10 protein-coding genes and 1 pseudogene are annotated in these 12,097 nt (G+C 71.1%); 5 read left to right on the plus strand and 6 right to left on the minus strand.

What is annotated here, in order from left to right:
- Positions 1 to 15: 15 nt before the first annotated feature.
- Positions 16 to 1,377 (minus strand): MdtA/MuxA family multidrug efflux RND transporter periplasmic adaptor subunit, encoded by a 1,362-nt coding sequence (locus H149_RS0106565; protein WP_020648947.1) that lies wholly within the window; start codon positions 1,375 to 1,377, stop codon positions 16 to 18.
- A gap of 189 nt (positions 1,378 to 1,566) precedes the next feature.
- Here H149_RS0106565 and H149_RS0106570 point away from each other — a divergent pair, with 189 nt between their 5' ends.
- The 4 genes and pseudogenes from H149_RS0106570 (at position 1,567) to H149_RS23965 (ending at position 3,175) form a co-directional block, all read left to right on the plus strand.
- A complete protein-coding gene (locus H149_RS0106570; RefSeq protein ID WP_020648948.1) occupies positions 1,567 to 1,908 on the plus strand; it encodes a DUF1820 family protein in 342 nt (113 codons plus the stop codon).
- 17 nt (positions 1,909 to 1,925) lie between these two features.
- Positions 1,926 to 2,201: an excalibur calcium-binding domain-containing protein gene (locus H149_RS22630; RefSeq protein WP_083930850.1), complete on the plus strand. Its 276-nt coding sequence runs from the start codon at positions 1,926 to 1,928 to the stop codon at positions 2,199 to 2,201.
- A 202-nt stretch (positions 2,202 to 2,403) separates the two neighbouring features.
- Positions 2,404 to 2,631: pseudogene (locus H149_RS24330) on the plus strand (MBL fold metallo-hydrolase); the annotation flags it as partial.
- Position 2,632: 1 nt separating this feature from the next.
- Positions 2,633 to 3,175, plus strand: a complete 543-nt coding sequence (locus H149_RS23965) for an MBL fold metallo-hydrolase (protein ID WP_366507617.1) — start codon at positions 2,633 to 2,635, stop codon at positions 3,173 to 3,175.
- Positions 3,176 to 3,242: 67 nt separating this feature from the next.
- Here H149_RS23965 and gph read toward each other — a convergent pair whose 3' ends face one another.
- On the minus strand, positions 3,243 to 3,959 hold the full coding sequence (gene gph / locus H149_RS0106580) for a phosphoglycolate phosphatase (RefSeq protein ID WP_020648950.1): 717 nt from the start codon (positions 3,957 to 3,959) through the stop codon (positions 3,243 to 3,245).
- A gap of 42 nt (positions 3,960 to 4,001) precedes the next feature.
- Here gph and purL point away from each other — a divergent pair, with 42 nt between their 5' ends.
- Positions 4,002 to 7,853 carry a phosphoribosylformylglycinamidine synthase gene (gene purL, locus H149_RS0106585; protein WP_026352924.1) on the plus strand — a complete coding sequence of 1,284 codons (3,852 nt, stop codon included), beginning with the start codon at positions 4,002 to 4,004 and terminating at the stop codon, positions 7,851 to 7,853.
- Between the two features lie 49 nt (positions 7,854 to 7,902).
- Here the strand turns inward: purL and H149_RS0106590 are convergent, their stop codons facing one another.
- From H149_RS0106590 to H149_RS0106605, 4 genes are all read right to left on the minus strand, one after another.
- Entirely contained in the window at positions 7,903 to 8,730 is an 828-nt protein-coding gene (locus H149_RS0106590) for a class I SAM-dependent methyltransferase (RefSeq protein WP_026352925.1), read from the minus strand.
- Positions 8,731 to 9,020: 290 nt separating this feature from the next.
- On the minus strand, positions 9,021 to 10,166 hold the full coding sequence (locus H149_RS0106595) for a CehA/McbA family metallohydrolase (protein ID WP_020648953.1): 1,146 nt from the start codon (positions 10,164 to 10,166) through the stop codon (positions 9,021 to 9,023).
- 140 nt (positions 10,167 to 10,306) lie between these two features.
- Complete coding sequence (locus H149_RS0106600) at positions 10,307 to 10,864, minus strand: TetR/AcrR family transcriptional regulator (protein ID WP_020648954.1); 558 nt, start codon at positions 10,862 to 10,864, stop codon at positions 10,307 to 10,309.
- 55 nt (positions 10,865 to 10,919) lie between these two features.
- On the minus strand, positions 10,920 to 12,077 hold the full coding sequence (locus H149_RS0106605) for a thiolase family protein (RefSeq protein WP_020648955.1): 1,158 nt from the start codon (positions 12,075 to 12,077) through the stop codon (positions 10,920 to 10,922).
- Between the last annotated feature and the right edge of the window lie 20 nt (positions 12,078 to 12,097).

Raw genomic sequence — 12,097 nt, forward strand, 5'->3', positions numbered from 1 at the left:
GGAGGCGGGGCGCGCTTACTGGCCGCCCGGCGGCGGACCGCCCGGACCGCCGGGGCCACGCGGCGCGCCTGGTCCTCCCGGGCCACCGGGACCGCCGCCCGGGCCGCCTTCCGGCCGGCGACGCTGCTTGCGCCGTTCGGGGTTGGCGGCGGCGTCGGCCTTGCGCGCGGCGTCGGTCGCCTTCGCCGCTTCGCCCGGCAGCTGCACGGTGGCGCCGTCCTTGAGGCGGTCGGCGCCCTCGGTGACGACGGTCTCGCCGAGCTTCAGGCCCTCGCTGATCTGCACCTTGCCGGCGGCCTGCGCGCCGCGCTTGACGCTGCGCACGCTGACCGTATGGTCGTCGTTGAGCACGTAGACGAAATCGCCACTGGCGCCGTTGCGGACCGCCGACAGCGGCACCGCGACGACCTGCGGCAGGGTGTAGAGCTGCAGGCGCAGGTTGACGAACTGATTCGGGAACAGCGCGCTGTCGGCGTTATCGAAACGTGCCTTGCCGCCGACCGTGCCGGTGCTCGTGTCGACCTGGTTGTCGAGCGTCGTGAACGTGCCGCTGGCGAGTTCGGTGGTGCGCGTGCGGTCGAGCGCGACCGCCGGCAGCGCGCCTTCGGCGGCGTGGCGCAGGATCTCGCCGACGCTGTCCTGCGGCACGGCGAACTTCACGTCGATCGGCGCGACCTGCGTGATGACGGCGATGCCGTTGGCGTCGCCGGCGGCGATGTAGTTGCCGGCGTCGACGACGCGCAGACCGACGCGACCCGAGACCGGCGCGGTGACGCGGCTGTACTCGACGTCGAGCTTGGCGCTGGCGACGGCGGCGCGGTCCGCGGCGACCGTGCCTTCGAGCTGGTGGACGGTCGCCGCCTGCGTGTCGACGTCCTGCTGGGCGATCGAGTCCTGGCCCTGCAGCGTGCGGTAGCGCTCCAGCTGCAGCCGGGCGTTCTCGAGCTGCGCCTGGTCGCGCTGCAGGTTGCCCTGCGCCTGCAGCAGGGCGTTCTCGAACGGACGCGGGTCGATCTGCGCGAGCAGCTCGCCCTTCCTGACCAGCTGGCCTTCGCGGAACGCGATCGAGGTGATCACGCCGGAGACCTGCGGCCGCACGGTCACCGTCGCCAGCGGCGTGACGGTGCCGAGCGCCTCGATCGTCACCGGAATATCGAGCGCCTCGGCCTTGGCGATGCCGACCGAACTGGCCATGCCGCCGCGCATGCCCATGCCCATGCCGAAGCCGGAGGTCTGGCTGTTGCGCTGGAGCAGGTACCAGGCGAGGGCGCCGATCGCGACCAGCACCAGCAGGACGATGCCGGCGCCGATCCATTTGCTGCGGGTGCTGACGCGACGCGGCGCGGACGCCTGCGGACGGGGAGGCTGGGTTTCCATCGAGGTCCTTGCTGGCCGGAGAACGGCATGCGAACAGCCGCGATGATAGCCAAGGCCATTGGCGAATCCGCCGACTTTTACCTTCCGATACAAAAATGCGGCGGGGCGTGACGCGGGCGGCGATGCGCGCCTGACTTAAAATGGGCGGACCGGCGCCCGCTCGGGCGCGATCGAACAGCAAACAGGGCCATGGCCGGCAAGCAGCGTCTCTACCGCATCAGTTTCATGAACCAGGGGCAGAAGTACGAGCTCTACGCCCGCGAGGTCAGCCACAGCGGCGGCATGCTCGGCTTCATCGAGGTCGGCAAGCTCGTCTTCGGCGAGAAAAGCACGGTGCTGGTCGACACCAGCGAGGAACGCCTCAAGCAGGAGTTCGCCGGCGTCGAGCGCTTCTACGTGCCGGTGCACGCCGTGGTGCGCATCGACGAGGTCAGCAAGGCCGGCCCGGTGCGCATCACCGAGGGCGGCGAGTCCGGTTCCAAGGTCACGCCGCTGCCGTTCTATACCTTCGGCGGCGACGGCAGGAAATAGACGAATGGGGGCGTGCCATGCGATCTCTTCTGGTTCTGGCGGCGATTGCCGCGATGGCTTGGTATGGCTACCAGCATCATGTTGCCCCGCGCGCGGAGGAATCCGGCGAAGCGTGGGATGAGCCAGCAGTGCAGCACGTCAGCGCGGCTGTGAAATACAGCTGCGACGGGCGGACCTACTGCTCGCAGATGCATTCCTGTGAGGAGGCCACCTTCTTCCTGCGTAACTGTCCGGAAACGAAGATGGATGGCAACAACGACGGCGTCCCCTGCGAACGCCAATGGTGTCGATGACCCGCTTCGTGATGCCCGGGCCGGGCGGGCTTACATGGACCGCCCTGAATGGCAGTCCGTGCCGCGCGGCGGCCGGTCCGGGAGCGTCTGCGCCGGCGAGGCGCGAGGCGATGTTGCTCCGAGCGGGGCAGACGCCGGCCCGGGGGCTGGTCGGGCGGTGCATCCGCGCGGCTGACGGCGACCGCGCATGATCCGATTCGCCATGCTCGGCTCCGGCTCGAAGGGCAACGCCACGCTGATCGAGCACGCCGGCACGCGCGTGCTGGTCGATTGCGGATTCAACCTGAAGGAAAGCGAGGCGCGGCTGCTGCGCCTGGGCGTCGAGCCGGGCTCGCTGGCGGCCATCCTCGTCACGCACGAGCACGGCGATCATCTCGCCGGCGTCGGCCGGCGTCGGCCGGCTCGCCCGCCGCCATCGCGTGCCGGTCTACATGACCTACGGCACGCACCGCGTCTGGCAGGACCCGGAAGTGCCGGCGCTGGTGCGCTTCTCGCCGCACCAGCAGTTCACGATCGGCAGTCTGGCGATCGCGCCGTACCCGGTGCCGCACGATGCCGAGGAGCCCTGCCAGTACGTGATCGCCGCCGGTGAAGGCGCGGCGCGCCGGCGCATCGGCATCCTCTCCGACGCCGGCCACATCTCGCCGCACATGCGTGCGGTGCTCGCCGGCTGCGACGCGCTGATGCTGGAATGCAACCACGATCCGGAGCTGCTGCGCGTCGGCCCGTATCCGCCGAGCCTCAAGCTGCGCGTCGGCGGCGAGCGCGGCCACCTGTCGAACGTGCAGGCGGCGGCGCTGCTTGCCGGCTATGAAGTCGCGCGCCTGCAGCATCTGGTGCTGACGCACCTGTCGGAGACCAACAACCGCCCGCAGCTGGCGCTCGACGCGGTGCGCGCGGCAATCGGCGGCGAGCACGCCGGTCTGCGCTGCGCGCACCAGGAGCAGGGACTGGACTGGGCCGAGCTGGCCTGAATCCGCCCATGACGCGCGCCCGATCGCGCCGCGTCGTCGGGCGGCGCGCCGGCGGCGCCTTGGTGCGCTAGGCCGGGCTCAGGCCCAGCGCCGCCGGCAGGTCGGCGAAGCGCGGCAGACGCCGCGGCGGTGGCTGCAGCGCCGCCAGGCCGTCCGCGCCGTAGCCGTAGTCGACGCCGATGAAGCCGGTGCCGGCGGCGCGCGCGGCATCGGCGTCGTGCCGGCCGTCGCCGACCATGACGGCATCGGCCGTGGCGACGCCGAGGCGGTCGAGCGCGACTTTCAGCGGCATCGGGTCCGGCTTGCGGCGCGGCGTCGAGTCGCCGCCGATGACGGCCGCGAAGTAGCGGCGCAGCCCCAGGGCGTCGAGCACGGCCAGGCTCGCCGCTTCCGGCTTGTTGGTGCAGACCGCCATCGGCAGGCCCGCGGCGTGCAGCGCGGCGAGGGTCCCGGCGACGCCCGGGTAGGGCCGCGTCTGCACGACCGGATGGGCGAGGTAGTCGGCCATGAACACGGCGACGGCGGCATCGAGCGTGGCCTCGCCGGGGTCAGCGCCGACCGCCGCGAGGCCGCGTTCGAGCAGCTTGCGCACGCCGTCGCCGACCATCGTCCGGACCTGCGCGACGGCCAGCGGCGGCAGGCCGCGTCCGGCGAGCAGGCGATTCAGGCAGGCATGCAGATCGCCGACGCTGTCGACCAGCGTGCCGTCGAGATCGAACAGCAGCGCGCGCGGCGGGGCGCCGGGCCAGTGGGTTTCCCCGGTCGGAGCACGGTCCTCAAACATGCGAAAATAATAGTCCCTCCGACGTCCCGTCCCGCAATGTCCCTGACGATCCTTCCCGGTGCCGAATCGCTGTCGGCGTTCCGTGCCGAGCGCCTGCTCGCCAAGCTGCGCGTCCACGCGCCCGGCCTGCACACGCTGCGCAGTCGCGACTTCTATCTGGTCGATGCGGTCGACACCGCCGAGGCGGACCTGCGCCGCCTGCTCGGCCCGGGCCCGGCCGGCTTCGAGGCCGCCGACCTGGTGCTGTTCGTGGTGCCGCGGCTCGGCACGCTGTCGCCGTGGTCGAGCAAGGCCACCGACATCGCCCGCGTCTGCGGGCTCGCCGGCGTGCGCCGCATCGAGCTGGGCCGCGCCTATTTCCTCGGCGGTGCGACGGCGCTGCCGGCCGCGGCGCTCGACGCGCTGCACGATCCGATGACGGAGTCGGTGCTCGTCGACGAGGCTGGCCTGCATCATGTCTTCGACGGCCAGCCGCGCCGCGGCCTGCGCACGGTCGACGTCCTCGCCGGCGGCCGCGCGGCGCTGGTCGCCGCCAATCGCGACTGGGGTCTGGCGCTGTCCGACGAGGAGATCGACTACCTCGTCGCCTACTGCCGCGAGGCCGGCCGCAATCCGACCGACGCCGAGCTGATGATGTTCGCGCAGGTCAACAGCGAGCACTGCCGGCACAAGATCTTCAACGCCGAGTTCACCGTCGACGGTCAGACGCAGCCGCACTCGCTGTTCCAGATGATCAAGATGACCTACGCCGCGGCGCCCGAGGGCGTGCTGTCGGCGTACAAGGACAATGCCTCGGTCATCGAAGGCCACACGGCGATGCGCTGGTTCGCCGAGTCCGACCACGTGTACCGCGCGCACGACGAGCCGGTGCACATCCTGATGAAGGTGGAGACGCACAACCACCCGACCGGCATCTCGCCGCATCCGGGCGCCGCAACCGGCGCCGGCGGCGAGATCCGCGACGAGGCCGCGACCGGTCTCGGCGGCAAGCCGAAGGCCGGCCTCGCCGGTTTCTCGGTCGCCAATCTGCGCATTCCGGATTTCGTGCAGCCCTGGGAAGCGGCGCTTTCCACGCCGCCGCGCATGGCGAGCGCGCTGCAGATCATGCTCGACGGCCCGATCGGCGCCGCCGCCTACAACAACGAGTTCGGCCGTCCGAATCTCAACGGCTATTTCCGCACGTACGAAGCGCTGACGCCGGACAGCCGCAATCGCGGCTATCACAAGCCGATCATGATCGCCGGCGGCTACGGCAACATCCGCGCCGAGCACGTGCAGAAGCGCGAGGTCATCGAGGGCGCCAGACTGATCGTGCTCGGCGGCCCGGCGATGCTGATCGGTCTGGGCGGCGGCGCCGCCTCGTCGATGGCGACGGGCGCATCAAGCGCCGAACTCGACTTCGCGTCGGTGCAGCGCGCCAACCCGGAACTCGAACGCCGCTGCCAGGAAGTCGTCGACGCCTGCTGGGCGCTCGGCGAGGACAATCCGATCCTGTCGATCCACGACGTCGGCGCCGGCGGCATCAGCAACGCGCTGCCGGAACTCGTGCACGCCGACGATCGCGGCGGCCGCTTCCAGCTGCGCGACGTGCAGAGCGCCGACCCGGCGCTGTCGCCGATGGAAATCTGGTGCAACGAATCGCAGGAGCGCTACGTCATCGCCATCCGTGCCGAGGACGTCGCCCGCTTCGGCGCGATCTGCGCGCGCGAGCGCGCGCCGTACGCCGTCGTCGGCACCGCGACCGCCGAGCAGCAGCTCGTTGTCGAGGACGCGCTGCTCGGTGATTCGGCCGTCGACATGCCGATGCCGGTGCTGCTCGGCAAGGCGCCGCGCATGAAGCGCACGAGCCAGCGCGCGAAGACCACGTTCCCGGCGCTGGCGACCCTCAAGATCGATCTCGCCGAAGCTGCGCAGCGCGTGCTGCAGCTGCCGGCGGTCGCCAGCAAGTCGTTCCTGATCACGATCGGCGACCGTACCGTCGGCGGTCTGATCGTGCGTGACCAGATGGTCGGCCCGTGGCAGGTGCCGGTCGCCGACTGCGCCGTCACCGCGACCGGTTTCGAGTCGATCACCGGCGAAGCGATGGCGATGGGTGAGCGCACGCCGCTCGCGCTGCTCGACGCGCCGGCCTCGGGCCGCATGGCGGTCGCCGAGGCGGTGCTCAACATTGCCGCCGCGCGCATCGGCAAGCTGTCGGACATCCGCCTGTCGGCGAACTGGATGGCCGCCTGCGGCCAGCACGACGAGGACGCGCGCCTGTTCGATACGGTGAAGGCGGTCGGCGCCGAGCTGTGTCCGGCGCTCGGCATCGCGATTCCGGTCGGCAAGGATTCGCTGTCGATGAAGTCCGTCTGGCAGAACGATGAGGGAGAAGCGCAGACGCAGACCGCGCCGCTGTCGCTGATCGTCTCGGCGTTCGCGCCGGTGGTCGACGTGCGCGCCTCGCTGACGCCGCAGCTGCGCACCGATACCGGCGACACGCGCCTCGTGCTCGTCGATCTCGGCGCCGGCAAGAACCGTCTCGGCGGCTCGGCGCTGGCGCAGGTCTACAACGCCGTCGGCGACGTCGCGCCGGATCTCGACGACGCGCAGCGCCTGCGCGCCGCGTTCGAACAGATCCAGCAGCTCAACGCCGACGGCAAGCTGCTCGCCTACCACGATCGCAGCGACGGCGGCCTGCTGGCGACGCTCGCCGAGATGGCCTTCGCCGGCCACTGCGGCCTCGAGGTCGCGCTCGATCAGCTCGGCGACGATGCCGTCGCGGCGCTGTTCAACGAGGAACTCGGCTTCGTCGTGCAGGTGCGTCAGACCGATGTGGTGTCGGTCATCGCCGCGCTGAACGATGCCGGCCTTGCCGCGATCGACATCGGCACGGTGACGAACAGCGATCGCATCGCGTTCACGCAGGCCAACAAGGTCGTGCTCGAATCGACGCGCACCGACTGGCATCGCCTGTGGGCCGAGACCAGCCATCGCATGGCGGCGCTGCGCGACAATCCGGACTGCGCGAAGGAGGAATTCGCCGCGCTCGCCGACGCCGCCGATCCGGGCCTGCACGTGGCGCTGACGTTCGCGCCGGAGATGGCGGCGCCGCATCTCGCGCGCCGCCCGAAGGTCGCGATCATCCGCGAGCAGGGCGTCAACGGCCAGTACGAGATGGCGTACGCCTTCCATGCCGCCGGCTTCGAGGCCGTCGACGTGCACATGAGCGATGTGCTCGAAGGCCGCGTGAAACTGGCCGACTTCGCCGGCCTCGCCGCCTGCGGCGGTTTCAGCTATGGCGACGTGCTCGGCGCCGGTCAGGGCTGGGCCAAGACCATCCTCTTCAACGAGCGTGGCCGCAAGGAGTTCGCCGACTTCCTCGCGCATCCCGAACGCTTCGCGCTCGGCGTCTGCAACGGCTGCCAGATGTTCGCGGCGCTGAAGGACATCGTGCCCGGTGCCGCGCACTGGCCGGCGTTCCGCCGCAACCGCAGCGAGCAGTTCGAGGCGCGCTGGGCGCAGGTCGAGCTGCTCGATTCGAAGTCGATCTTCTTCACGGGCATGGCCGGCTCGAAGCTGCCGATCGCCGTCGCCCACGGCGAAGGCCGCGCCGAGTTCGCCGGCGCCGGTGATCTCGGCGCGCTGCAGTCCGCCGGCCAGGCGGCGATGCGCTACGTGACGACGCGCGGCGCAATCGCGACGACGTATCCGGCGAATCCGAACGGCTCGCCGGAAGGTCTCGCCTCGGTCTGCAACGCCGACGGCCGCGTGACGATCCTGATGCCGCACCCGGAGCGCACCATCGCCGGCACGACCGGTTCGTGGTGGCCGCAGGACTACGCGGCGAGCGGCGGCAGCGGCAAGACGCCGTGGTTCCAGATGTTCGTCAACGCGCGCAAGTTCTCGCAGTGAAGCCTCTCGCGTGATGCGAAAAGCCCGCCGCGATGGCGGGCTTTTTCGTTCAGGCGTGCGCGCCCGGCTTCTCGACGCTGATGACGTGCGCCTGGATCCTGCCGTCGACCGGCCCGTCGCCGAAGCGTCGCGCGATGGCCTGCGCGGCGGCCGCGGTGGCTTCGTCCAGCGACGGCGTCGCACGCGCCTCGATCTCGCCGCGCAGCGGCGTGCCCTGGCAGAAGGCGAAGGCCGGCACCCGCGGGCTCGCGGCGCGGGCGAGGGCCGTGATCGTTTCGATGGCGATCGGTTCGCGCCAGCCGCCGGCGCGGAGATCGCGCTCGATCGCCGCGCGGTCGTGGTAACCGTGCGGCGTGCGCGCCAGGAAGTGCGGCGGATCATCGGGAAACACCGCCGCGAGCGCCCGGGTGACGAGATCGGTGAATTCGTTGTCCTCGATGCGATCCCAGACGTTGAACAGCAGCAGGCCGCCGGGGGCGAGCACGCGCCGGAATTCGGCGTAGGCCTTCGGCTTGTCCGGGAAGAACATCGCGCCGAACTGGCAGACCAGCGCGTCGAAGCTGGCGTCGGCGAACGGCAGCGCCTGGGCATCGGCCTGCTGCCACTCGACCGGGCGCGACGTGCCGAGTGCGATCGCCTGATCGAGCATCGCCTGATTGAGATCGGTGGCGACGATCGCGCTGCCTTCGTCGAGTACCGCGGCCAGCGCCCGCGTCACGACGCCGGTGCCGGCGGCGACTTCGAGCACGCGCGCCGGGCGCCGCGCGGCGAGCCGGCGCGCGAGGTCGGCCGCGTAAGGCGCGAAGATCAGCGGCACCAGATGCGTCTCGTACAGCTGCGGTATGGCGCCGGCGAAAACCTTGTCCTGGGATGACATGTGGCCCCCGTTCGCGTGGACGGCGAGCGCAGCATGCGCCGGCGTCACGCGCCAGACAATGCGGGCGGCGGCCACCCGTGTGCCGCCGGCGCCAGGGTTCGTGAAAGGCGATCGGCGCGGCGCCGCCGCGTCCGAGCGGATCACGGAGCCGCCGCAGCCCCGTCGGTGGCAGGCGGCGGGAGAGGGTGCTGCGTGGCGCTGGCTGCGGGCAGCGGCGTGCCGGCGAGCCCGTGTCGGGATGCTGCCCAGCGCAACGGCAGGCCGCGCTTGCGTGCCTGCGACACGTCCGCTCAGTCGTAGTTGAAGTAGAGCGGGTTGGTCAGCGCGATGATGTTGCCGTAGAAGCCGAGCACGGCGCCGGCGGCCGGGGCCTCCGGCGTCGTGCCGCGGACTTCGACGCGGTAGTAGCTGCGTGCAGCGGCGGCGGGCGTGTCCTGGAAGTCGAGGTGATCCTCGCCGACGACGGTCTTCTGCAGGAAGACCTCGCCGTTGCGGATCACGGTGATCGCGTAAGCCGCGAGCGGCCGCGCGCCGTCGATCGTGACGCGAAAGTCGACCGGCTGGCCGCTCGCCCTCGCGCCGTCGCCCATCAGCGTTTCGTAGCCGCCGTCGCGATCGGTGTCGGCGGCGAGCACGACACGTTCGGCGGTCGGCGCGTAGCTGATGCTGCTGTTGCCGGCCTTGAGCGCGGCGAGCACGGCGCCGGCCTTCGGCGCGCTGGCGTAGACCCAGGTCGTCGGATTGCCGACGTTGAAGACCAGCGCTTCGTAGGTGTGCTGGTGGTGGCAGTCGCTGCCGCCGCGCGCGGCGAGGCGCCGGCCGCTGTTGAGCATGCTGTCCCACAGCGCGACGGCGTCGTCGTTGTTGGTCGGGAAGCGGTACATCGCGTTCCAGATCTCGACGCTGTCGATGGCCATGTCGAAACCGAATTCCCACGGATCGCCGTTCAGCGGGTGGTTGACCGACAGATGCAGACCCTGCGCGTGCGCGGCGTCGGCGATCGCCTGGCCGGCCGCGTCGTCGCTGCGATCGCGCAGCGCATACATCGGCAGGTCGTCGAACGGCTGCGTGCCGAGGAGGTTGGCGTGGCCGCGCGCGGTCGTGTACTCGACGCCGTACAGCATCACCATCGTGTCGCTGCGATAAGCCGGATCGTCCCAGGTCGTGATGTGGCCGTCGACGTGGTTGTCGTGATCGGTGATGACGAAAAAGCCCATGCCTCTGGACTCCGCTTCCGGGATCAGTTCGGCGATCGGGTTGTCGGCGGCGTCGCTGCTGTGGTCGGAGTGCAGATGCAGATCGCCCGACAGCCAGGTGCCGGCGCGCAGATCGCTGACGCCGCCGGCGCTGTTGCCGGACGAACTGCTGCTGCACGCGCCGAGCAGGCCGAGCGCCGCTCCGGCCGCGGCGACGGCGGCGAGATTGCCGAGCTTCATTTCTTCTCCCCCCGAGAAAATCTGTGCAGCCTAGGGGGACGATATGACGCCGACGCGAAGCGCGCTGTCGTAAATCCGGCCCATGCGGTCCCGGCGCGCCCGGCGTGCGGCGGGCCTGGCGCCGCCACCGGGGGCAGCGCTCAGGCCTGCCGGGCGGCCGCCAGGATCTCGTCGGACAGCGCGCTGGTCCGCACCGCGCGTGCCATCAGCATCGCGCCGACCATGGTGGCGACCGTGCGGATCGCGTCGGCGCGCCGGTCCTCGTCGGGTGCGTCCGAGACGCTGGCGGCGAGTTCGATCAGTGCCTCGATCTGGGCCTCGAAGCTGCGTCGCGTCCTGGCGCCCTGGCGGGCGACGTCGGCGCCGAGCGCGGCGATCGAGCAGCCGCGATCGATGCGCTCGCGGTGCTGCGGGCTGAGGTACTGGCCGATGAAGGCCTCGCGGCGCTGGCCGGGCTCGGCCTGCTCGATGGCCTTGCGCAGCGAGGCCTGGGTCTGTGTCGAGGCGGCGGCAATCGCCTCGGCGAACAGCGCGTCCTTCGACTCGAAGTGCGCGTAGAAGCCGCCGTGCGTCAGCCCGGCGCGCTTCATCAGATCGGCGACGCCGATGCCGTCGAGACCGTGCGCGCGGAACGCGGCGGCGGCGGTCTCGACGATGCGGCGGCGGGTTTCTTCCTTCTGGGTGGCCGAGTAGCGCATGGCGCCTCTCCGATGCAGGTTTTCAGGATGACGGTTGTCATCATATCGCCTGCGTTCAGACGGCTTCGAGGAGGGTCGCGACGCCCTGGCCGCCGCCGACGCACTGCGTGGCCAGCGCATAGCGCTTGCCCTCGCGCTTCAGCAGCTGCGCGGCCTTGCCGGTGATGCGCGCGCCGGTTGCGCCGAGCGGATGGCCGATGGCGATCGCGCCGCCGTCGAGATTGACCTTGTCCTGCGCGATGCCGAGCTCGCGCAGCGAGGCGATCGCCTGGCTGGCGAAGGCTTCGTTGATCTCGACCAGATCGAGGTCGTTGGCGGTGAGGCCGGCGCGTTCGAGCGCCTTGCGCGTCGCCGGCACCGGCCCCATGCCCATGATCTCCGGCGCCAGGCCGGCAACCGCGACCGCGCGGATGCGCGCGAGCATGTCGAGGCCGTGCCGGCGCGCGTAGGCTTGCGAGCAGACCAGCACCGCAGCGGCGCCGTCGGTCAGCGGCGACGAGCTGGCGGCGGTGACCGTGCCATCGGCGCGGAACGCCGGCTTGAGCGCGGCCAGGCCTTCGGCCGTCGACTGCGGACGCAGGCAGCCGTCCTCGACGACGCTGCCGGCGGCGGTCGGCACCGGCACGATCTCCGCGGCGAGGCGCCCGTCGCCGCGCGCGGCGGCGGCCTTCTGCTGCGAGCGCAGCGCGAACGCGTCCTGCTCGGCGCGCGAGATGCCGTAGCGCGCGGCGACGTTCTCGGCAGTCTCGCCCATCGCGATGTAGGCCTCGAGATCGATCTCGCAGGACGGCGCGCCGGCGCGGCGGAAGCGCGGATTCGGTGCCGGCGTGAAGCCGCCCATCGGCACGCGCGTCATCGATTCGACGCCGGCGCAGATGAAGACCTCGCCGGCGCCGAGGGCGATCTGGCCGGCCGCATAGTGGATTGCCGTCATCGACGAGCCGCAGAAGCGGTTGACGGTGGCGCCGCCGGTTGCGAGCGGCAGGCCGGCGAGCAGGCCGACGATGCGGCCGAGGTTGGCGCCCTGCTCGCCTTCCGGATAGGCACAGCCGACGATCAGGTCCTCGATGTGGCGCGGGTCGACTCCGCTGCGCTCGACGAGCGCGCGCACGGCGAGCGCGGCGAGATCGTCCGGGCGCACGTCGATCAGCGCGCCCTTGCGCGCGAAGTGAAACGGGGTTCGGGCATAGCCGGCAATGACGGCGTCGTTCATGGTGAGGCTCCGTGGTGAGG

The organism is Solimonas variicoloris DSM 15731, from assembly GCF_000382285.1.
In the GTDB taxonomy this organism is placed as follows: domain Bacteria; phylum Pseudomonadota; class Gammaproteobacteria; order Nevskiales; family Nevskiaceae; genus Solimonas; species Solimonas variicoloris.

Excerpts from the sequence above, each read along its gene's own strand:
- H149_RS0106565 (WP_020648947.1), bottom strand. The coding sequence starts at position 1,377 with ATGGAAACCCAGCCTCCCCGTCCGCAGGCGTCCGCGCCGCGTCGCGTC.
- H149_RS0106570 (WP_020648948.1), top strand. The coding sequence starts at position 1,567 with ATGGCCGGCAAGCAGCGTCTCTACCGCATCAGTTTCATGAACCAGGGG.
- H149_RS22630 (WP_083930850.1), top strand. The coding sequence starts at position 1,926 with ATGCGATCTCTTCTGGTTCTGGCGGCGATTGCCGCGATGGCTTGGTAT.
- H149_RS23965 (WP_366507617.1), top strand. The coding sequence starts at position 2,633 with ATGACCTACGGCACGCACCGCGTCTGGCAGGACCCGGAAGTGCCGGCG.
- gph (WP_020648950.1), bottom strand. The coding sequence starts at position 3,959 with ATGTTTGAGGACCGTGCTCCGACCGGGGAAACCCACTGGCCCGGCGCC.
- H149_RS0106590 (WP_026352925.1), bottom strand. The coding sequence starts at position 8,730 with ATGTCATCCCAGGACAAGGTTTTCGCCGGCGCCATACCGCAGCTGTAC.
- H149_RS0106595 (WP_020648953.1), bottom strand. The coding sequence starts at position 10,166 with ATGAAGCTCGGCAATCTCGCCGCCGTCGCCGCGGCCGGAGCGGCGCTC.
- H149_RS0106600 (WP_020648954.1), bottom strand. The coding sequence starts at position 10,864 with ATGCGCTACTCGGCCACCCAGAAGGAAGAAACCCGCCGCCGCATCGTC.
- H149_RS0106605 (WP_020648955.1), bottom strand. The coding sequence starts at position 12,077 with ATGAACGACGCCGTCATTGCCGGCTATGCCCGAACCCCGTTTCACTTC.